The 19,616-nt window shown below is 56.0% G+C and carries 20 protein-coding genes and 1 tRNA gene; 15 read left to right on the forward strand and 6 right to left on the reverse strand.

What is annotated here, in order from left to right; genetic code table 11:
• The first annotated feature begins 107 nt into the window (after window positions 1-107).
• The 5 genes from FJV47_RS00095 (at window position 108) to FJV47_RS00115 (ending at window position 4,453) form a co-directional block, all read left to right on the forward strand.
• A complete protein-coding gene (locus tag FJV47_RS00095; RefSeq protein WP_159609115.1) occupies window positions 108-2,342 on the forward strand; it encodes a carbon starvation CstA family protein in 2,235 nt (744 codons plus the stop codon).
• A 2-nt stretch (window positions 2,343-2,344) separates the two neighbouring features.
• On the forward strand, window positions 2,345-2,536 hold the full coding sequence (locus tag FJV47_RS00100) for a YbdD/YjiX family protein (protein WP_159609116.1): 192 nt from the start codon (window positions 2,345-2,347) through the stop codon (window positions 2,534-2,536).
• Between the two features lie 147 nt (window positions 2,537-2,683).
• The gene (locus FJV47_RS00105) at window positions 2,684-3,133 is read left to right on the forward strand and encodes a hypothetical protein (protein WP_159609117.1); all 450 of its coding nucleotides are present in this window, start codon (window positions 2,684-2,686) and stop codon (window positions 3,131-3,133) included.
• Between the two features lie 69 nt (window positions 3,134-3,202).
• Window positions 3,203-4,045, forward strand: a complete 843-nt coding sequence (locus FJV47_RS00110) for an aldo/keto reductase (protein ID WP_159609118.1) — start codon at window positions 3,203-3,205, stop codon at window positions 4,043-4,045.
• Between the two features lie 93 nt (window positions 4,046-4,138).
• On the forward strand, window positions 4,139-4,453 hold the full coding sequence (locus tag FJV47_RS00115) for an EthD family reductase (RefSeq protein WP_159609119.1): 315 nt from the start codon (window positions 4,139-4,141) through the stop codon (window positions 4,451-4,453).
• 77 nt (window positions 4,454-4,530) lie between these two features.
• On the opposite strand, the gene FJV47_RS00120 is transcribed toward FJV47_RS00115, so the two are convergent.
• From FJV47_RS00120 to tmk, 4 genes are all read right to left on the reverse strand, one after another.
• Window positions 4,531-4,602: transfer RNA gene (locus FJV47_RS00120), tRNA-Thr, on the reverse strand.
• A gap of 82 nt (window positions 4,603-4,684) precedes the next feature.
• The gene (locus FJV47_RS00125) at window positions 4,685-6,220 is read right to left on the reverse strand and encodes an alpha/beta hydrolase (RefSeq protein ID WP_235026288.1); all 1,536 of its coding nucleotides are present in this window, start codon (window positions 6,218-6,220) and stop codon (window positions 4,685-4,687) included.
• A gap of 23 nt (window positions 6,221-6,243) precedes the next feature.
• On the reverse strand, window positions 6,244-7,398 hold the full coding sequence (locus FJV47_RS00130) for a DNA polymerase III subunit delta' (RefSeq protein ID WP_159609120.1): 1,155 nt from the start codon (window positions 7,396-7,398) through the stop codon (window positions 6,244-6,246).
• Window positions 7,395-8,048 carry a dTMP kinase gene (gene tmk / locus FJV47_RS00135; RefSeq protein ID WP_159609121.1) on the reverse strand — a complete coding sequence of 218 codons (654 nt, stop codon included), beginning with the start codon at window positions 8,046-8,048 and terminating at the stop codon, window positions 7,395-7,397. Before tmk ends, FJV47_RS00130 begins: the two co-directional genes overlap by 4 nt.
• 123 nt (window positions 8,049-8,171) lie before the next feature.
• On the opposite strand from tmk, the gene FJV47_RS00140 reads away from it, so the two are divergent.
• From FJV47_RS00140 to FJV47_RS00155, 4 genes are all read left to right on the forward strand, one after another.
• Window positions 8,172-9,329 (forward strand): PLP-dependent aspartate aminotransferase family protein, encoded by a 1,158-nt coding sequence (locus FJV47_RS00140; RefSeq protein WP_159609122.1) that lies wholly within the window; start codon window positions 8,172-8,174, stop codon window positions 9,327-9,329.
• 48 nt (window positions 9,330-9,377) lie between these two features.
• Window positions 9,378-9,695: a DUF2516 family protein gene (locus FJV47_RS00145; protein WP_159609123.1), complete on the forward strand. Its 318-nt coding sequence runs from the start codon at window positions 9,378-9,380 to the stop codon at window positions 9,693-9,695.
• Window positions 9,696-9,824: 129 nt separating this feature from the next.
• Window positions 9,825-10,571, forward strand: a complete 747-nt coding sequence (locus tag FJV47_RS00150) for a phosphoglyceromutase (protein ID WP_159609124.1) — start codon at window positions 9,825-9,827, stop codon at window positions 10,569-10,571.
• Between the two features lie 198 nt (window positions 10,572-10,769).
• Complete coding sequence (locus FJV47_RS00155) at window positions 10,770-11,072, forward strand: DUF4193 domain-containing protein (RefSeq protein WP_022877094.1); 303 nt, start codon at window positions 10,770-10,772, stop codon at window positions 11,070-11,072.
• A gap of 110 nt (window positions 11,073-11,182) precedes the next feature.
• Here FJV47_RS00155 and phoU read toward each other — a convergent pair whose 3' ends face one another.
• Window positions 11,183-11,836, reverse strand: a complete 654-nt coding sequence (gene phoU / locus FJV47_RS00160) for a phosphate signaling complex protein PhoU (RefSeq protein ID WP_159609125.1) — start codon at window positions 11,834-11,836, stop codon at window positions 11,183-11,185.
• Between the two features lie 226 nt (window positions 11,837-12,062).
• Here phoU and FJV47_RS00165 point away from each other — a divergent pair, with 226 nt between their 5' ends.
• The gene (locus FJV47_RS00165) at window positions 12,063-13,277 is read left to right on the forward strand and encodes a sensor histidine kinase (protein ID WP_370514853.1); all 1,215 of its coding nucleotides are present in this window, start codon (window positions 12,063-12,065) and stop codon (window positions 13,275-13,277) included.
• Window positions 13,274-13,954 (forward strand): response regulator transcription factor, encoded by a 681-nt coding sequence (locus tag FJV47_RS00170; protein WP_159609126.1) that lies wholly within the window; start codon window positions 13,274-13,276, stop codon window positions 13,952-13,954. Before FJV47_RS00165 ends, FJV47_RS00170 begins: the two co-directional genes overlap by 4 nt.
• Before the next feature lie 83 nt (window positions 13,955-14,037).
• On the opposite strand, the gene FJV47_RS00175 is transcribed toward FJV47_RS00170, so the two are convergent.
• Entirely contained in the window at window positions 14,038-14,577 is a 540-nt protein-coding gene (locus FJV47_RS00175; RefSeq protein ID WP_159609127.1) for a DNA modification methylase, read from the reverse strand.
• Between the two features lie 354 nt (window positions 14,578-14,931).
• On the opposite strand from FJV47_RS00175, the gene FJV47_RS00180 reads away from it, so the two are divergent.
• The 4 genes from FJV47_RS00180 to rlmB all read left to right on the forward strand — a co-directional run bounded on the left by FJV47_RS00180 (window position 14,932) and on the right by rlmB (window position 19,255).
• Window positions 14,932-15,417, forward strand: coding sequence for a CarD family transcriptional regulator (locus FJV47_RS00180; protein ID WP_022877089.1), 486 nt, complete (start codon window positions 14,932-14,934; stop codon window positions 15,415-15,417).
• A 103-nt stretch (window positions 15,418-15,520) separates the two neighbouring features.
• On the forward strand, window positions 15,521-16,753 hold the full coding sequence (ispD, locus tag FJV47_RS00185) for a 2-C-methyl-D-erythritol 4-phosphate cytidylyltransferase (protein ID WP_159609128.1): 1,233 nt from the start codon (window positions 15,521-15,523) through the stop codon (window positions 16,751-16,753).
• 58 nt (window positions 16,754-16,811) lie between these two features.
• A complete protein-coding gene (gene cysS, locus FJV47_RS00190; RefSeq protein WP_159609129.1) occupies window positions 16,812-18,263 on the forward strand; it encodes a cysteine--tRNA ligase in 1,452 nt (483 codons plus the stop codon).
• 44 nt (window positions 18,264-18,307) lie between these two features.
• On the forward strand, window positions 18,308-19,255 hold the full coding sequence (gene rlmB / locus FJV47_RS00195; protein ID WP_159609130.1) for a 23S rRNA (guanosine(2251)-2'-O)-methyltransferase RlmB: 948 nt from the start codon (window positions 18,308-18,310) through the stop codon (window positions 19,253-19,255).
• Window positions 19,256-19,616: the final 361 nt, after the last annotated feature.

Consider the following 19,616-nt stretch of genomic DNA (forward strand, 5'->3'; position numbering starts at 1 on the left):
TGATCACCCCTTCGACGCGTAAAGTGACAAAGTAGTCATAAAGGTGTGACAGGTCTTTTAAAGGGCGGTCACGCACATCACTTGCTAAGTCTGAGGAGGATGCTCGCTTGAGTGCCCAAAATACTCTGCCCCCGGCAGGCGTAGACCCGGAAGTTGCCCAGCGCGAAGAAAAGCGTTGGACACCTTTGCGGATCACGATCTGGATCGCCATCGCGCTAGTTGGTGGCGTCGCCTGGTCGGTCCTCGCGTTTTCGCGCGGGGAGACCATCAACGCGATTTGGTTCGTCTTCGCGGCGATCGCCACGTACCTGATCGCTTATCGTTTCTATTCGAAATTTATCGAGCGCAAGATTACGAAGCCTGATGATTTCCGTGCTACTCCGGCGGAGAGCGTGAACAATGGTCGCGACTTCGTGCCTACCGACCGTCGGGTACTCTTCGGACACCACTTTGCGGCCATCGCCGGGGCGGGTCCACTGGTAGGGCCGATCTTGGCCGCCCAAATGGGATACCTTCCGGGAACCATTTGGATCATTGTTGGTGTAGTGCTGGCCGGTGCGGTGCAGGACTACCTGGTGATGTTCTTCTCGATGCGCCGTGGTGGACGCTCGCTGGGTCAAATGGCTCGTGAAGAACTTGGCTTGGTCGGTGGTACCGCGGCACTGATCGCGACCCTGACCATCATGATCATCATTACCGCGATCTTGGCGCTGGTTGTGGTTAATGCTTTGGGCGAATCAGCCTGGGGCGTTTACTCCGTGGGCCTGACTATCCCGATCGCTTTGTTCATGGGCATCTACCTACGATTCATCCGTCCGGGCAAGGTTCTGGAAATCTCCATTATCGGCTTTGTGCTGTTGATGTTCGCGATCATCTCAGGTCGTTGGATTGCTGAATCACCGTGGGGTGCCGAGTTCTTCCATCTGGATCGCACCACCATTGCTTGGGCCATCATTATCTACGGCATCATCGCCGCAGTTCTTCCGGTCTGGCTGCTCTTGGCACCGCGTGACTACCTGTCCACGTTCATGAAGATCGGCGTGATCGCGCTTTTGGCAGTAGCCATCATCATTGTTCGCCCTGAGATCACGGTTCCGGCGTTCTCCGAGTACGCTTCACGTGCCGACGGGCCAGTTGTTTCGGGTCATATCTTCCCGTTCTTGTTTGTCACTATTGCTTGTGGCGCTTTATCCGGATTCCATGCCTTGATCTCCTCGGGTACCACACCCAAGCTGGTTGAGAAAGAAAAGCAGACCCGCTTCTTGGGTTATGGCGGCATGCTGATGGAGTCCATGGTGGCGATCATGGCGTTGGTTGCAGCAATCTCGATTGACCGTGGCGTGTACTTCGCGATGAACTCTTCCGCGGCGGCCACCGGTGGAACCGTGGAAACCGCGGTTGCGTTTGTGAACTCCCTAGGCTTGGCTGGCGTGAACCTACAGCCTGACACCTTGACTGAATTGGCCACGAACGTGGGTGAGACCAGCGTGGTCTCGCGTACCGGTGGTGCACCAACCTTGGCCGTGGGTATTGCTCACATCATGCACCAGTGGTTTGGTGGCACCGCGATGATGGGCTTCTGGTACCACTTCGCCATCATGTTCGAAGCACTGTTTATCCTCACCGCTGTGGATGCTGGTACTCGTGTAGCGCGCTTCATGCTGCAGGACACCATCGGTAACTTCTTCCCTAAGTTCAAGGACACCTCATGGCGTCCAGGGGTGTGGATCTGCACCCTGGTCATGGTTGCTGGGTGGGGTTACATTTTGATTTTGGGCGTGACCGACCCGCTGGGCGGAATCAACACGTTCTTCCCACTGTTCGGCATTGCTAATCAGTTGTTGGCAGCCATCGCGTTGGCCGTAGTCATGACGATTATCGCCAAGCGCAACAATTTCAAATACCTTTGGGTTGTCGCCCTTCCACTGGTCTTCACCGTGGTGGTCACCTTTGTTGCCAGCTGGCAGAAGATTTTCTCGACCGATACCAAGGTCGGTTACTTCGCTAATCACAACGCCTATAAAGAAGCGCTTGCCAACGGAGAGACCTCCCTGGGATCCGCGAAAAGCGTGGAAGCCATGGAAGCTGTGGTTCGCAATACCGGAGTCCAGGGCTGGCTCTCGGTGCTGTTCTTGCTCTTGACTGCAGTGGTGATCGTTACTGCTGTTTTGGCCACGATCAAGGCCAAGAAAAATGGCGGTGGCAACAATACCGAAGATCCGGTCGTACCATCCAAGATGTACGCACCGGCTGGGTTGATTTCTACTCCCGCTGAGAAGGAGTTGGAAAAGGCCTGGAAGCAGGTTCCAGCCGAATCACAAATCCAGCGTGGCGGTCATTAGTCATGGCTTCGTTGTTGGAGCGGTTGGGGCAGGCTAAGAGGTTTGTTGATGGGGTTCTAGGTGCAGATAAATATCAGCACTACTTAGAACATCACCAGCGCAATCATCCTGACCGGCAACCGATGAATGAACGTGAGTTCTGGAAAGACTACACCGACTGGCAAGAAAAAAACCCTGAAGGACGTTGCTGCTAGGTGCAGATAGAGTCGGCCTCGAACTATCCGTATTTTCGGATGTTTCGAGGCCGGTTTCGTTTTATGTCGTTGTCGAAAGCTTTTGCCCGCTTCGCTCCCGGTAGGCTATAAGCATTGTTCTTTGTTCCTCGGTAGTAGAGAAGTGTCATGGCGTTCTTTTCACGACTTCGCGCTCAGCGCGCAGCCACTCGCGATCTTGGCGAGGGTGTCTGGCGTCGTGCACACGATCGGTTCCAACGCTCCTTGGATCGGGTCTTTCAAGTGATTGAGGGAATCGCGGATGACGAGGTCTATAACCAGCTGGTCAAAGAAGCCAATGAAATGGCGGAGTTGTTGCCGACGGTTCGCCAGATCTGCTGTGCCGCGCAGCGGGTGACCCCGAGCGACGACGAACAAATTCCGCAAGCTACCGCGGGTGTTCACCGCAGCCTGACCAAGTCGGCTAACGACTTGGCTACCACCGCGCAAGTGATTGCGATGATGCGTATGCAAGCCGAAGCCGGCGGGCAAGTTGATATTAACGCGGTGCAACATCGGGCGCGATTAGTTAAGGAAGATGTCAGCGCAGCCGCTTCCTTGTTCGCTGATAATGAATAATTGAGATTTGCCGATCACCTCGGCGCTCACGCCTAGAATTTGGGCGGACTGGTGAACTAAGTTGGTTGCATGACCCAATCAATTCCAGCAAGTAAGTTCCTCGACGGAAAAACTATCGACCAGCTCGGTTTCGGCGTCTGGCAGGTCGCCGATGATGAAGCTGAGATCGCGGTCGGTAAGGCGCTCAAGGCCGGTTACCGCCATCTCGACACCGCAAAGATCTATGGAAACGAAGCCGGCGTTGGCCGTGCAGTGGCCGCCAGCGGTATTGCCCGCGAAGATCTTTTCATCACCACCAAGGTCTGGAACGCAGATCAGGGATTCGACAAGACGCTGGCAGCGGCCGACGCATCCCTGGAGCGTCTCGGCCTCGATTATGTGGATCTGTACCTCATCCACTGGTTGCAGCCTAAGCAGGGTACCTACGTGGACACTTGGAAGGCGCTGATCCAGCTGCAGAAGGATGGCAAGGCCAAGTCCATCGGTGTCTGCAACTTCACCGTAGAAGCCCTTGAGGAGCTCTACACCGAAACCGGCGTACGTCCGGTAATCAACCAGGTTGAGACCCACCCTTACTTCCCACAGGCTGAACTTCGCGCCTACGAAGCTGAGCACGGCATTCTGCATGAATCATGGTCCCCTTTGGGACAGGGCGGTGATCTACTCAAGGAACCACTGCTGGCAGAAATCGCCAAGAAGCACGAAGCCACAGTGGCACAGGTAGTCATTGCATGGCACCTAGCTTTGGGCAATGTGGTGATCCCGAAGTCGGTCACCGACTCACGCATTGTTGAGAACTTCGAGTCGTTGAATGTGAAGCTTGACGCTGAAGATCTTGAAGCAATTGCCACCTTGGATCGTGGTCCAGAAGGACGCATCGCAGCTGACCCTGCCACCGCCGACTTCGCTTAAGTCAGCAAAATGCACGAGGGCCCCTCGGATTATTAGAAATCCGAGGGGCCCTCGTGCAACCTAACCATCGGCACACCCTGAGGAGAACCGGCCATGCACAAACTCGTTGTCCTATATCCAGAACCAACTGATCGTGAAGCATTCGTCAGCTACTACGAACAAACCCATCTGCCACTAGCGACAAAGCTCCCCGGGCTTCATTCATGGCGGTACTCAACAGAAATTTCTCCGGATGCGCAAGGCAACCCAGGTGCGTACTTCGCAATTTTTGAGGCCGAATTTGAGAGCGTTGCAACCTTCCGTGCTGCCATGGGCTCGCCAGAGGGTCAGGCAGTGGCCGCGGATGTTCCCAACTACGCTACCGGTGGCGCGATCACGCTCGACTATGAGGTTAGCGGCGGAAACTAATCCCCGATAGGCCCACGTCTGAGAAGCGAAAAACCCGGAATCAAGCGTCAGCATGATTCCGGGTTTTTCTTCACATGAGCCCCCTGCCGGATTTGAACCGGCGACCTGCTCTTTACGAGGGAGCTGCTCTACCCCTGAGCTAAGGAGGCCTGCACCTGCAAACAGGCACCACGTCACTTTATCCGAGTATTTGTCTGAACGTCAAAACGAGGATGACATGATCATGCCCAATCAGCATTGAGTATCGGCTGCCGGAACTTTCCCATCAATTAGGTATCCGTCCACTGCGCTGGTGATGCAGTCGTTGGACCGTCCATAGGCCGTGTGACCATGACCGTTGTAGGTTAACAAGGTGGCGTTATCCAATTGTTGCGCCAGCGACTGCGACCACTTATATGGGGTCGCTGGATCTCCGGTCGTGCCGACCACCAAAATCTCGTTGGAGCCCTTGGCATGGAGCTCTTCGGCATGTCCGGTGGCTTTGTGGTCCCATACATCACAAGCGATTTCACCGTAGGACAGGTACTTGCCAAGCGTCGGAGCAACCCGCATAAGATCTGTTGCTTCCTTACCCATCGCCGCACTGTTGGCATTCATCGGGCGGTCTAGGCAATTGATGGCCGTAAATGCATCCGAAGAGTTCGACGTGTACGTTCCATCGTCCTGTCGGTCGGCAGACATGTCAGCAAATCCAAGAATGCTATCGACGTTTCCATCGTTAACTGCGTCTGCCATAGCCTGAGTGAGGTAGGACCAGTTCGAATTGTCATAGAGCGGCAAGATGAAGCCATTAACAAAATCGATGATCGGCACGGTGCGTCCATCGCTAGAAACCATTGGCTGGTTCTCGACCTGGGCGAAGAACTGCTGGAGCTGAACCTTCGCCTCAGCGACGGTTCCAGTGAATGGGCAGTTTGCTGATTCGACGCACTGAGCGAGCCAAGCATCGATCTCTTTTTCAAAGCCGACGGCTTGAGCCTTGGTCAGCTCCGATGCCTGATTTGTTGGATCCATGGCTCCATCGAGCACAAATTTTCCAACCTTTTTAGGGAAGAGATCCGCATAGGTTGCACCGAGGAACGTGCCGTAAGAAAAACCTAGGTAGTCCAGCTGTTTGTCGCCCAATGCAGCGCGGATGACATCCATATCTTTGGCAGCAGAGACGGTATCAACATGTCCTAGAAGATCTCCGGTGTTCGTCGCGCAGGCAGCAGCGTACTCATCGGTTTCTTTAATAATTTGCACCTGGTCTTCGGGTAACCAAGCGCGCAAGTTCTCTTGTCGCCCACTATCCATTTCTGCATCGCTTTGGCAGGTCACCGGTGAACTCTTACCCACCCCACGCGGATCAAAACCAACGACGTTGAACGAGGACATCAGATCATCACTGAACATCAGTTGCACGGACGAAGCGACCATATCCAGGCCTGAGCCGCCCGGGCCACCCGGGTTGATGAGCAAATTTCCGGTAGCGTTCTCTGCCCCGCGACGATTCAGCGAAAGCTCGATGCTTTGACCTGTTGGATTCGCATAGTCCAGTGGAACTTTAATCGTGGAGCATTCGAGGGTACCCCCGCAGTTTTCCCACTCCAGTTTCTGAGAGTAGTAATCCTTCAGACCTTCCGGCGCCACCTCACTACTGCTCTGAGTGGCACTCGAATCATCGACTTGCGGAGCACTGGATCCGGCGGAACAACTTGTCAGACCAACTAAGGCGAGGACGGACCCCACTGCTGCTAACCGCATCTTGAGTGAGCGTACAGGCACTGTATGTGTCTCCTAGGGTGGGGTTAGCGTCGGCCAGGTTGAGGCAAAAGTCGGGTCATCAAGGCTTCAAGAGCCATGAGTTGATTGACGTTAGCAGCGAGTCGACTGCGCGTCTGATTAATCGCGTCGAGCTGTGCAAGGGACTTCTCGGTGTTTTGTCCCTTGGCGTAGTTTTCAAGTTTCTCACGCAGGTGTTCGTTGATCAGCTCAATGCCGGTGCCGAGCTGAATGCTTAACACATCACGGAAGAAGGTCGTCAGGTCGGTCAGCGTACGGTCCAGTGCATCAAAGCTGGCGCGTCGAGCAAAGCGCTTGGCATCATCTTCCAGCGCTTTGAACTGACCGCGCAGTCCCGGTGGAATCGTCTCTTCCGGACCGATGCCATTGGCATGACGTAGCTGGTCAGTCTTGCGCTGCAAATCGGTGCCCGTAATGTTTTCGGCACGCTCGGTAGCCAGCTTGGAGATTTCCGCGGCGGCTGCCATAGCCTGGGGCAAAGTGGTGGTGCGCAGTGGAAGCGTGACCACTTTCTCGCGTTGCAGGCGAGCCTGTTCGTCACGAGCTAGCATCCGGGCAACACCAATGTGAGACTGCGAAACCCTGGCGGCAAACAGTGCTTGCTGCTCATTCAGCCCGTCGCGGCGCACTAACAGGTCAGCGACGTCGTTGGTCGAGGGAACCGAAAGATTCACCGCACGGCACCGCGAACGGATGGTCACCAAGACATCGGCAGGGGAGGGAGCGCAGAGGATCCAGATCATCTTGGCCGGTGGCTCTTCGATGGCCTTGAGCAAGACATTGGTGCTTCGCTCGGACATGCGGTCTGCATCTTCGATAATGATGATGCGCCAGCGCCCGGTGCTTGAACTTTCTTGCGCTCGGGTAATCAGGTGGCGGACATCAGCTATCTGGTACTCGAACTTGTCCGTAGAAATAAACGACACGTCCGGGTGCCCGGAGGAAAGCACGAGTTTGCAGTTTTCGCACTCGCCACAGCCTGCTGGAGTGTTAGTGCACTGCAAGGCGGCGGCAAATGCGCGAGCTGCCGTGGTGCGCCCTGAACCCGGAGGGCCCGTGAGCAGCCAAGCATGGGTGGGATTGCCATGATCAACTTCCGCGGTCAACGTCTGAATCACTCGCTCCTGACCGGCGAGATCGGCAAAGACCGGCCGGCTCACAGCAGACCTGCGAGGTAAGTGGTGATCGCCGCATGTATTTCTGCGACGCTGAGTGTGGCGTCTACTACGAGATAACGCTCGGGGTCACCGGCGGCCAACTCCAAGAAGGCGTTACGGATGCGCTCGTGGAAATCGTCGGGTTCAGCTTCAAGACGGTCCGCGGCTTCCACGCCGCCGCCGGCCGCGACACGACGGGCTCGACCGTCGGCCGCAGAAATGTCCAAAATGATCGTCACATCAGGCTTAAGGCCGTCGGTGGCGAAGTCATTAATCTGGGCGACCGCGTCAAAACCTAGGGCACGGCCCATGCCTTGGTAGGCCAAAGAAGAATCTACAAAACGGTCGCAAATCACGTGACTTCCAGCGTTCAATGCGGGGGCAATAAGCTGCTGTACGTGGGCCGCTCGGGCTGCGGAATAGATCAAGGCCTCGGTGCGAGAGTCAATCTCACCGTGGCCGTGTTCGAGTACCAAAGAGCGCAGCGCCTCACTAATTTGGGTTCCACCGGGCTCACGAGTGGTGACGACCTGGGACCCTCGGGCTTCCAACCATTGCTGGGCCATCGCGACCTGGGTAGATTTGCCTGCACCGTCGCCGCCTTCAAAGGCAATAAACAGTCCACGGGCCGGCGCGCTCGATTTGTTACTCACCCCTCTAGCCTATCCAAGGTAAAGCTATTCATCTGCATGCCTTCGGCGCTGATCGTCGGTAATTCGCGAAATGTAATGAAATCGATCCGTGGCCAACCCGAGCCCGAGCGTAAAGTTTTCCCTATGAACTCAAGCAGCACACCGTCAGCACCCCGTACGCAGTGGGATCCAAAGACTCTCATCGTTGCAGGTGGCCGACCGGCTCACGCAGTGGATGCCCCAGTGAATTTCCCGGTGACGTTCACCTCCACCTATCACTCTCAGGGTGTAGCAGCCGCCGATGAACGGGTTTATGCACGATTCTCCAACCCCACTTGGGACCCGTTTGAAGAGGTTTTGGGGCAGCTTGAAGTTGCGACGCTACCTGCCTTGGTGTTCTCTTCAGGCATGGCGGCGATCGCTGCGGCGCTAAGCCTGGTGCCGGCCGGGGGAGTAATGGTCATGCCAAAGCACTCCTATAACGGTTCCTTGGCATTGACCTCGGAATTGGAAGCCGCTGGTCGATTGGTTGTTCGCCCGGTAGACATTGCCGATACCGACGAGGTTATTGCCGCACTTGAGGGCGCGCACGTGCTCTGGGTGGAATCACCGACCAATCCGATGCTTGAAGTTGCAGACCTACCCGTGTTGCTCAGTGAAACCAAGGCCCGGGGAATCTTGTCCATCGTGGACAATACTTTTGCCACCCCGCTGTTGCAGCAACCGCTGACCCATGGAGCGGACGTGGTGGTTCACTCAGTGACCAAGTATCTCTCTGGTCACTCTGATGTCATCATGGGCGCCATCGTGACCAGCGATGAAAAGCTGCATGGCGCCGTGCACGGGTACCGAACGCTCCACGGAGCTATTGCTTCGCCAATGGATACCTTCTTGGCATTGCGTGGCGTACGGACCATGTCGGTACGGCTAGAACGTTCGCAAAACAACAGCCAAATTCTTGCCCAGCGTTTGATCGAGCACCCCAACGTCCAAGGCGTGCGATACCCAGGGCTGGAAAACGATCCGGGACACCAGCGAGCCGCTGGGCTGATGGGAAGCTTCGGATCGGTCATCGCCTTCCAAGCTGGCACCAGTACCGATGACGCCGACAAGGTGATTGCTGCCTTTAAGCTGATCACCGGCGCGACGTCTCTGGGCGGAGTGGAAACCTTGGCCGAGCGCAGGGCTCGGCATGCTTCCGAACCGGCCAGCGTGCCCGAGAATCTCATCCGACTTTCGGTGGGTATCGAAGAGGTCGAAGATCTCTGGACCGATTTGAAGCAGGCACTGGATCAACTCTGATGCGTGGCAGTGCCAGAATTCGACACCATGCAAAGGTAGAGTAAAAGCATGTCCATGATGCATGTCGCTCTTCTCATCGAGCGCTACCTGATGCTGGCCCTGAGCGTGATTATTTTGGTTCTCGCGCTCTGGGCGCTGATCGACTGCCTGCGCCAAGGCGCCACGCGTTTTGCCCAAGAAGGCAAACGAACTAAGGGCTTCTGGATCGGGTTGACGGTGGCCAGCGCGGTCGTTTCGCTGCTCGGCGTAGTGAGCAACGGTGGAATTGGTTTCCTTCAGCTCATCGGTGCCTGCATCGCCTGTGTCTACCTTGCTGACGTGAAGCCGGCCGTGAGCGGTAAAGGTGGCGGCTGGTATAACTACTAGCCCCGGTCGACTAACCACAGATTTTCAAGACCCGCATCCCGTCATGGACGGTGCTGCGGGTCTTCTCAATTAGTGAACTCTCCTTAACTTTGGCGCATCGGGCTACCTGCATTGGCTAGGATGGATTGTATGAGTCACACTTTGATCTTGCTTCGCCACGGGCAGAGCGAATGGAACGAAAAGAATCTATTCACCGGTTGGTACGACGTATCGCTGACCGAACAGGGCCGCGCTGAAGCTTCGCGCGGTGGCGAACTATTGGCAGAAGCCGGTTACAAGCCTGAGGTACTTCACACCTCGTTGCTGACCCGCGCTATTGTCACCGCTAACTTGGCATTGGAAGCTGCCGGCCGTTCATGGATCCCGGTGAACCGCGACTGGCGTCTGAATGAGCGCCACTACGGTGCACTGCAGGGTAAAGACAAGGCACAGACCTTGGCTGAATTCGGCGAAGAACAGTTCATGGAATGGCGCCGTAGCTACGACACCCCACCTCCAGCACTGGACGATTCTTCGGAATTCAGCCAGATCAACGATGAACGCTACGCGTCTCTGGGCGATTCCGCTCCACGCACCGAGTGCCTCAAGGATGTACTTGACCGCATGCTTCCTTACTGGGAAGAAAACATCAAGGCGGATCTGTCGGCCGGCAAGACCGTTATGGTTACTGCTCACGGCAACTCGCTGCGCGCCCTAGTTAAGCACCTTGACGGTATCAGCGATGAAGATATCGCCGGCCTGAACATCCCAACAGGCATTCCGCTGGTGTATGAGTTGGACGACAACTTCCAGCCAATCACCAAGGGTGGAACCTACCTGGATCCTGCTGCTGCAGCCGATGCCATCAAGGCCGTCGCGAACCAGGGTCGCAAGTAAAACGCACTTTTCGGCGGCACCGGATCTGAAAAGCTTAGGCTTTCGAATTCGGTGCCGCTGTTCTGGTTTTAAGTGCCGAGACTTACCGAGAACAACCGCTGTGAGCGAAACAACTGCGCACGATTGTATTTTTGGCATTAGTATGCTGTAATCTCCTATTTCGAATAGGCTCAATGGCTCACGTTAGGAATGCAATTCGTGGCAACTGATTACGATGAAGTCCGCCCAGACGTTGCTGAGGCACGTAAGGCTTCTCTGGATGCGGTTAAGTCCGCAAACGCACCGGACGCAAAGTCCGTGGTGCGCGAGCTCGACGAAGCCGATCACACTGATGGAATGGATCTGCCAGGTGCAGATTTGTCCAATGAGGAATTGACGGTCACCGTTATTCCACAGAAAGACGACGAGTTCATTTGTGGCTCGTGCTTCCTGATTCGCCACCGCTCACAGCTGGTACGCGAAGAAGGCAATGTAGGTTTCTGTGTAGAGTGCGAAGGCTAATAGCCGCTCTACACTGGCGCTAATAGTGCGCCGAACATGCCAAAGGCAGCCCACCAATCGGTGGGCTGCCTTTGTTCTAGGGTCTTAAGCAGCAGAAGTTGCTTTCGGGGCTAAGCGTCCGAAGGATCCCACTCGCCGGTCACCAGGTAGGTCACCTTGCGGGCCACGGAAACACCGTGGTCTCCAAAGCGTTCTAGGTAGCGGCTGGTCAGCGATACATCGACGGTAGTCGGGGCCGAAACATCCCAATCATCGGCGGCGATCTGGGTGAATACACTGGAGTGCAGACGGTCGACCTCATGGTTCAGCTCGATGATCTTGGCCGCAATGGCCAAGTCGCGAGTATCAAGAAGCGTAGCGACCTGATTTGCAATCTGAATGTCTATCGAGGCCATCTGCGCGAATGTGCCAGCAATCTTTTCAGGGATAGCCTGCGCTGGGAAACGCAAACGGGCCAACTGAGCAAGGTGACGGGCGAGGTCGCCCATGCGCTCCAGCGAGGCACTCATGCGCAGCGATCCCACGATCATGCGCAAGTCGCTGGCCACCGGTCCCTGAAGAGCCAAGGTATCAATAGCGCGCTCATCGAGCTGGTTCTGGAGGAAATCAATTTTCGCGTCTGCGGCGATGACTTCTTGAGCTAGATCAACATCGGCGTTGGCCAGTGAGTCCCAAGCCCGATCCATGGCAGTTGCTACTTGGTTGGCCATCTCAATGAGTTCTTCGCCAATTTGTTGTAGATCTGCTTGGAAAACCTTACGCATAGCAGTTCCTTTCGAGTGTTCGTTCCCATGCCATTCGGTGACTGCTTTGCCAGCCAACCGCCCCACAACAGATTTATGGCATGGTGGAGGGTCTTACTCCACCCTGTCAGCGGGTGATTAACGAATATGCCACTAAACGTGAACGTTTGGTGAACAGCGCGCCGAATAAGCCTTTTTTGCGTCATTTAGGCCAGTAGGTACCCATAGGTGAAGTTAGGCTAAAAGGGTGAACGATGTGATCTCGACTCTGATAGCTGGAGTCCTCGGTCTTGCCTTGGGAATTGTTGGCGTTATTGCTTTCCGAATATCTCAGCGACGAACCGCTAGGCTGCCGCAAGTTGATGAGCCGCTGTTGCCTGAAGGTGCAGCTGCCGTCCTATCGGTCATTGGTCGCGCCTTCGTGATCCTTGACGATGTAGACGGCGTTGTGCGAGCCAATCCGGCGTCCTACGCCTATGGGCTAGTCAGAGGCCATACACTCGTGCACAACGAACTCCAGAGTCTGGTGCGTCAGGTTCGCGCCGACGGCGTGATCGCTGAAAGTCAGTACGAGCTGCAACGATCAACCCTTGGTGCCGGTCAGCTGATCGTGCATGTACGGGTGGCCCCGCTGGGTGATGAGTACATCCTGCTCTTGGCCGATGACAGGACCGAGATTACTCGAACCGAAGCGATGCGAAACGACTTCGTCGCCAACGTCTCCCATGAGCTTAAAACCCCGGTCGGAGCGATCTCTCTGCTTGCAGAAGCGATCACTGAAGCTGCTGATGACCCCACTGCCGTGCTTCGCTTCTCTACACGAATGCATAAAGAATCGCGCAGGCTTGCGGCCCTGGTCCAGGACATTATTGAGCTCTCCAGGCTTCAAGCCAGCGATGCGATTGTGCAGGGCAAGGAAGTGAATATCGATTCCGTGGTGGCTGAAGCCGTGGACCGCAGCCATTTGATCGCTGAGGAAAAAGGTATTTCTATTACCGTTGGCGGCCATCTCGAAGAGACCGTATTGGGCGACCCAGACCTGCTGATGACAGCGGTGCGAAATTTGATCGACAACGCGATTCGCTACTCGCCAGAAAATACCAAGGTAGGTGTGGGAATCAGACAGCGAGACGGTTACGCTCAAATCTCGGTCACCGACCAAGGGCCAGGGATTTCCGCCGAGGAACAGGAACGCGTCTTTGAGCGTTTCTACCGCGTTGACTCTGCTCGCTCACGGCAAACTGGCGGTACCGGCTTAGGATTGAGCATCGTCAAACACGTGCTGGCTAACCATGGCGGCGAAGTATCACTGTGGTCGCAGCCCGGCCACGGCTCAACATTCACCCTTAGACTTCCCTTAGCGGATGAAGAACCGGCGAGCTCTTTTGTTCTTGCCGACGAGAAGATGAAGGAACAAGCGGTCGAGGCTCGGACCTCAGACCGTAAAGGAGGACGACGATGACCCGCATATTGATCGTAGAGGATGAGGAATCACTCTCAGACCCACTGTCTTTCCTGCTGGAACGTGAAGGCTTTGAAGTACGAATCGCTGACGATGGACTGGTCGCGGTGACGGAATTTGAACGTCACGGCGCAGACTTGGTGCTGTTGGACCTGATGCTGCCAGGGCAGCCAGGTACGGAGGTAATCCGACAGATTCGCCTGAACAGTCAGGTACCGGTCATCATGCTCACCGCGAAGGATTCCGAAATCGACAAGGTGGTTGGCCTAGAACTTGGCGCCGACGACTACGTCACCAAACCGTACTCCTCACGCGAACTACTGGCACGCATCCGTGCGGTGTTGCGTCGCCAGGGTGAAGCTGAAGAACTGATCAGTAATGTGGTGACCGCAGGACCTGTGCGCATGGATGTGGAGCGCCACATGGTCTCGGTTGATAACGCCGAGGTTTCCATGCCCCTGAAGGAATTTGAGTTGCTGGAGATGCTGTTGCGCAATGCCGGTCGAGTACTTACCCGCGGCCAACTCATCGACCGGGTATGGGGCAGTGACTACGTGGGGGATACCAAGACCTTGGACGTGCATGTGAAACGATTGCGTTCCAAGATTGAACCAGATCCGGCTTCGCCAGAACATCTGGTCACCGTGCGCGGTTTGGGTTACAAATTTGTTGCGTAGTTTTTCAAACTAGCAAGGACTGCTTAAAGCAATGAGCCTCGGGAAGAATCATTCGATTCTTCCCGAGGCTCATTACTTTGTGCTTAGTGCTCCGAGGTTGCGTGGCTCTCGGTAGCCTTCAGGTGCTCGGTAACCGAAGCGTCGGAACCGCCTGGTACGAAGTCGCGGTACTCCGCCAAGGTGCCGTCAACTACTGGGACGCTGAAGTCCACGTTATCGCCATTGGCGGAGAAAACGGTTTTGGCATGTTCGCCAGCCTTGATGTCAAGGTTCGCGATGACCTTCTGGTTGGCATCGTCTTCCAGCTTTACGGACTTGTCGGCAGGAACCGAGATAGTCACTGGGCTAGCGCTAGCAGCCTTGACGGAAAGGGTCAGCGCCGAATCGGTGTCGTTAACCACGGAACCAATCAGGCGAGCCTTGCTGCCATCGCTGTTGGTAACGAACATCAGGTTGCGAACCTGTGCGTCGGCGACGTCTACGTTGATGCCATCGCTGGCAGCGTAGTCGGTGTTGGTGGCCTGCTCGTTGATGGCGCCACAGCTGGTGACACCGAATGCCAGGGCAGCCACAGCGAGGGACGCGGCAATTCGACGTCCAGCGGTCATGCGTGCGGTGATCACGACACTAACTCCTCGGTGAGAATAATGAGTTGCTTCGGTTCATGGTCTACCGAATCGACTCCACCTAGGGTGAGGGGCAACTCGCAAAAAAGACCACGATTACCTCTAAGCCTAGCTGTTTTTCACACAAAGACGCGATTTAGCGACGTGCAACACACACTTTTCGACAAGAAGTAGAGAACCAAGTTGGGAATAAGGGGTATGGAACTTTGTTCGTCGTACTCTCTTCCTACCATGTTTCTCTTGCGAATGGAAGAGGTGAATCCCCGTGAATTCGCGGTTATATAGGGCGCAAACGAGGATTTGTGGAGCGCAAACATGTTAGACTAGGTAGTGGGAAAGGGGTTTATCCACATGGTTTTTGAGGTTGGCGAGACTGTTGTCTACCCGCACCACGGTGCCGCAATGATCGAAGAGATCAAGATGCGCAAGATCAAGGGCGAAGAGAAAATGTATCTCAAGCTCAAGGTGGCTCAGGGCGACCTGACCATCGAAGTTCCAGCTGAGAACGTTGATCTGGTTGGCGTGCGTGACGTGGTAGGTCAGGAAGGCTTGGACCATGTGTTCGATGTCCTTCGTGCTGAATTTACTGAAGAGCCGACCAACTGGTCGCGCCGCTACAAGGCAAATGTCGAGAAGCTAGCTTCCGGCGATGTCATCAAGGTTGCAGAGGTCGTTCGTGACCTTTGGCGCCGAGAAAATGATCGTGGCCTGTCCGCCGGCGAAAAGCGCATGCTGGCCAAGGCTCGTCAGGTATTGATCAGCGAATTGGCTCTGGCCAAGGACCTGGATGAAACCAAGGCCGAAGGCCTGCTGGATGAGGTTTTGGCTTCGGCCTAAACAAAACTCCTACGTGCATCTTGCCGTGAAACGTTTCCGCGTTTCACGGCTGTTGCCGTTAAAGCCCCAATGAAGCACCAGCGCGCACGATAAGCTGAGCGTTGTGAAGCAAACTGAATCGCATCCTTCAGCCCTGATTTTAGTCGCCGCCGGCATGGGCACGCGACTGGGTGCCGGTATGCCAAAGGCATTGGTACAGATCGACGGCAAGTCCTTGGCAGAACACGCTGTCGACCGGATTCTTCAAGTTGAGCAGATCAACGAAATCATTGTAGTGACCCCTCCTGGCGACGAACGTATGTCACAGGTACTCGCGCCGTATGGGAGAAAGCTCCGTACGGTACCCGGTGGGGCCAGCCGAGCGGAATCGGTCCGTCGCGGCTTGAATGAAGTTAGCGACGCGGCCGAGAATATTCTTGTCCATGATGCGGCCCGCGCCTTCGCCCCGGTAGAGCTCTACCAACGCGTACTCGATGCGCTGTCCTCACCCAAGACCGTTGCTGTGATCCCGGCGCTGCCCGTGACCGATACGATCTCGGTCGTTACGGCGCCAATAGAGTCGGGTGCCGAATTCGTAGAACAGACCCCGGCGCGTTCCAGTTTGCGTGCCGTGCAAACACCTCAGGGTTTTGACGCTTCGGTGCTCCGAGCGGCCCACGCACAACTAGATCACTACACCAAAGCCGAACTGGAAAAGGTCACCGACGATGCTTCGATCGTGCGTGCTGCAGGTTCGGCCGTGCAAGTGGTGGCCGGTGAACAGCAAGCACTGAAGGTGACGCATCCTGAAGATCTAGAAATAGTCAGCAGACTGGTCAGGCCATCGGCTTCAGCAGCTGAGCAGGAGAGGGAAAAGATGAAACTGCCTCGCATCGGCAATGGGATCGACGTTCACGCCGTCAGCGACGAGAAGTCAAGGCCCATGTGGTTGGCTGGCTTGTACTTCCCTGACGACGTCGGGCTGTCCGGCCACTCCGATGGTGACGCGGTATCCCACGCCGCCTGCGACGCTCTCTTCTCCGCTGCCGGAATTGGCGATCTAGGAACCCACTTCGGAGTGGATCGTCCCGAATTTGCTGGCGCCAGCGGTGTGAGCCTGATTGCAGAAGCTGCACGTTTGGTCCGAGAAGCTGGCTTTGAGATTGGCAACGTTGCGGTGCAGTTTGTTGGACGCCGTCCTCGTTTTGCCGCCCGTCGCGAAGAAGCAAGTCAGGTACTCAGCGAAGCTATCGGCGCCCCGGTCAGTGTCATTGCCACCACCAGTGATGGGCTCGGATATGAGGGTGAAGGTGCCGGGGTGACCGCATACGCTACCGCACTGGTCTACCCCAAGTAGGGCTAAGCGCATCACAAGTGAAATACAAAGGTCGCGTCCATCGGATAACCTTAACGACGTGAGCCTGCGATTTTATGACACCAAAACAGCATCAGTACGTGACTTCCAACCGTTAAACCCGGGTGAAGCCAAGCTGTACTACTGTGGCGCCACCGTGCAGGGCATGCCACATGTTGGTCATGTGCGCAGTGCTATCGCCTTTGACGTTTTGGGCCGCTGGCTCGAGTACCGTGGATTTACCGTCACCACCGTACGCAACGTCACCGACATCGATGACAAGATCTTGGAGAAATCCGCTCTGTCATTTGCACCGGATTTCCAGGCAGATGCTCACTATAAACCACGCGAAGAATGGTTCGCGTTGGCCTATCGTTTCGAGCAGGAATTCGCCCGTGCTTACCAAGCACTTGGCGTTCGCACCCCAACGTACGAACCACGCGCGACCGGTCACATCACCGAAATGCACGAACTGATCGCACAGTTGATCGAACGTGGACATGCCTACCCGGCTACCGATGACTCCGGGGACGTTTACTTTGATGTGCGCTCGTTCGCCCAGTACGGCGCACTGACCCGCCAGAACATCGATGACATGCAGGCCGCCACCGATGCTGACCCGCGAGGCAAAAAAGACCCTCGTGACTTTGCACTGTGGAAGGGGCATAAGGACACCGATCCGCGCTCCGCATCCTGGCCAAGCCCGTGGGGCCGCGGTCGTCCCGGATGGCACCTTGAGTGCTCGGCTATGGCCGGCAAGTACCTCGGCGCCGAATTCGACATTCACGGTGGGGGACTGGACCTTCGTTTCCCGCATCACGAAAACGAGATGGCACAGTCCAACGCAGCCGGCCACGGATTTGCTAACTTCTGGATGCACAATGGCATGGTCACCTATGAGGGTGAAAAGATGTCCAAGTCCATCGGCAACACCATTTCACCCGAAGAAATGCTGGCCCTGGCCGATGCCCGCGTAGTGCGTTACTTCTTAGGCCAAGCACAGTACCGCTCGATGCTGGACTATCGTCCAGACTCGTTGGCGGAAGCCGGCGCCGCGGTGGAACGCATTGATACCTTCATCTCGAACGCGACGTATCGTTTGGGTGCCTCGGCGCAGGCAATTACCGCCACCGAGGTGCCAGATGCTTTTGGGTCCGCGATGGATGACGATCTGAACGTGCCGATGGCACTGGCTGCATTGCACGAGACCGTGCGTCAGGGCAACGCTTCGCTTGATGCCCGTGACGACGCTGCCACCGAGCTCGCGCTCGCACAGGTTTTGGCCATGACTCAGGTCCTTGGCTTAGACGATGCAGCGAACGTCGAGACTACGCAGGCAAGTGCAGAGCATCAGGCGCTGGATCAACTGATCCAAGCACAACTGGCAGAACGTGCGCAGGCCCGAGCCGCCAAGGATTGGTCACGCTCGGATGCCATCCGCGACGCACTGGCGACGGCTGGCATTACCGTCGTAGATTCGTCCGACGGCGCCCGCTGGACACTGAACAACTAGCCGCACCTACGGCAAACTAAGACTCAACTTTAAGGACAGACACCATGAGCAAAAAGGGCCCAACCAAGGGTAGTGGCGGCAAGGGACGTAGCTCCCTAGAGGGGCGCGGCCCAACTCCCAAGGCCGAAGACCGTCCGTACCACAAGGCCTACCGCAACAAGCAGTTGGCAGAACGCTCGGCTAACAAGCGCAGCACCGGTAAGCGCACCGACCGCATCAAGGTCAACGCAGAATTTGTCACCGGACGAAACTCGGTTGTTGAAGCACTGCGCGCCGGCATTCCAGCCAAGGCTCTGCATGTGGCCATCCGTATCGAAGTTGACGACCGTGTCCGTGAGTCGCTGAAACTCGCTGCCGCTCAGGGTATCCCGCTGATGGAGGCCTCGAAGCAAGAGCTCGATCGCATGACCGACGGCGCGATCCACCAGGGCCTTGCCTTGCAGATCCCTTCCTACGAGTACAAGGACGCCGTTCAGCTGGCGACCAAAACCATCAAGGATTACGAGCGCGGCTATACCCAGTCCCAGCCATTGCTGCTCGCTCTTGACGGCATCACCGATCCACGTAACCTTGGTGCGATCGTTCGTTCGGCTTCGGCCTTCGGCGCTAACGGTGTCATCATTCCTGAACGTCGCAGCGTTGGCATGACCGCTTCGGCATGGAAGACCAGCGCGGGTGCTGCTGTTCGAGTGCCGGTCGCCAAGTGCAGCAACTTGACCAGTGCGTTGAAAGAAATCAAGGCCGCCGGAATCTTCGTGATTGGTCTTGACGCCGGCGGAGATATGGAACTGCCTAACTTCGAGCTGGCCACGGGCCCACTGTGCATCGTCGTGGGTTCGGAGGGTAAGGGACTTTCGCGATTAGTCCGCGAGAACTGCGACGCGATTGTTTCCATCCCGATCAACTCGGCTATGGAATCGTTGAACGCCTCAATGGCCGTTGGTATTTCTTTGTACGAAGTTTCCCGCTTGCGCAACGCACAAGCGAAGTAACCTTCCGCAATTCCCGTGGGTTGTCACCAGTTCTAGAGCTGGTGACAACCCATTTTGCGTAAAGTGACCCGCTTCATAACAACAAATTTCAGTTGTTTTTAGCTGGAATTCATCTCCAAAGGCGTGGAAACCGCGAGAATTCAGCGTTTAGGGACAGCTGGGGAGGGGTATTGGCCGATTTTGTGTCTGTTGGGAATCCGTGTAGAGTTTTATCTCGCGCCGCTGATCGGAACGGACCGAAAAGGTCTGAAAGAAACAGTGGGGTGAACAAGTTGAAAACGTCGAGTTGACTTTGGTTGACACGGTGGTAAGCTTGAAAAGTTGCTCCGGAGCGAAGCAGTCACTGAGAAATGGTGGTTGT

The organism is Glutamicibacter sp. JC586 (assembly GCF_009805585.1).
Classification (GTDB): domain Bacteria; phylum Actinomycetota; class Actinomycetes; order Actinomycetales; family Micrococcaceae; genus Glutamicibacter.

Bases quoted from the DNA above. Each gene is read 5' to 3' on its own strand.
- FJV47_RS00170 (WP_159609126.1), top strand. From the start codon at position 13,274: ATGACCCGCATATTGATCGTAGAGGATGAGGAATCACTCTCAGACCCA.
- FJV47_RS00180 (WP_022877089.1), top strand. From the start codon at position 14,932: ATGGTTTTTGAGGTTGGCGAGACTGTTGTCTACCCGCACCACGGTGCC.
- FJV47_RS00100 (WP_159609116.1), top strand. From the start codon at position 2,345: ATGGCTTCGTTGTTGGAGCGGTTGGGGCAGGCTAAGAGGTTTGTTGAT.
- phoU (WP_159609125.1), bottom strand. From the start codon at position 11,836: ATGCGTAAGGTTTTCCAAGCAGATCTACAACAAATTGGCGAAGAACTC.
- FJV47_RS00110 (WP_159609118.1), top strand. From the start codon at position 3,203: ATGACCCAATCAATTCCAGCAAGTAAGTTCCTCGACGGAAAAACTATC.
- FJV47_RS00105 (WP_159609117.1), top strand. From the start codon at position 2,684: ATGGCGTTCTTTTCACGACTTCGCGCTCAGCGCGCAGCCACTCGCGAT.
- FJV47_RS00150 (WP_159609124.1), top strand. From the start codon at position 9,825: ATGAGTCACACTTTGATCTTGCTTCGCCACGGGCAGAGCGAATGGAAC.
- FJV47_RS00140 (WP_159609122.1), top strand. From the start codon at position 8,172: ATGAACTCAAGCAGCACACCGTCAGCACCCCGTACGCAGTGGGATCCA.
- rlmB (WP_159609130.1), top strand. From the start codon at position 18,308: ATGAGCAAAAAGGGCCCAACCAAGGGTAGTGGCGGCAAGGGACGTAGC.
- FJV47_RS00145 (WP_159609123.1), top strand. From the start codon at position 9,378: ATGTCCATGATGCATGTCGCTCTTCTCATCGAGCGCTACCTGATGCTG.
- FJV47_RS00115 (WP_159609119.1), top strand. From the start codon at position 4,139: ATGCACAAACTCGTTGTCCTATATCCAGAACCAACTGATCGTGAAGCA.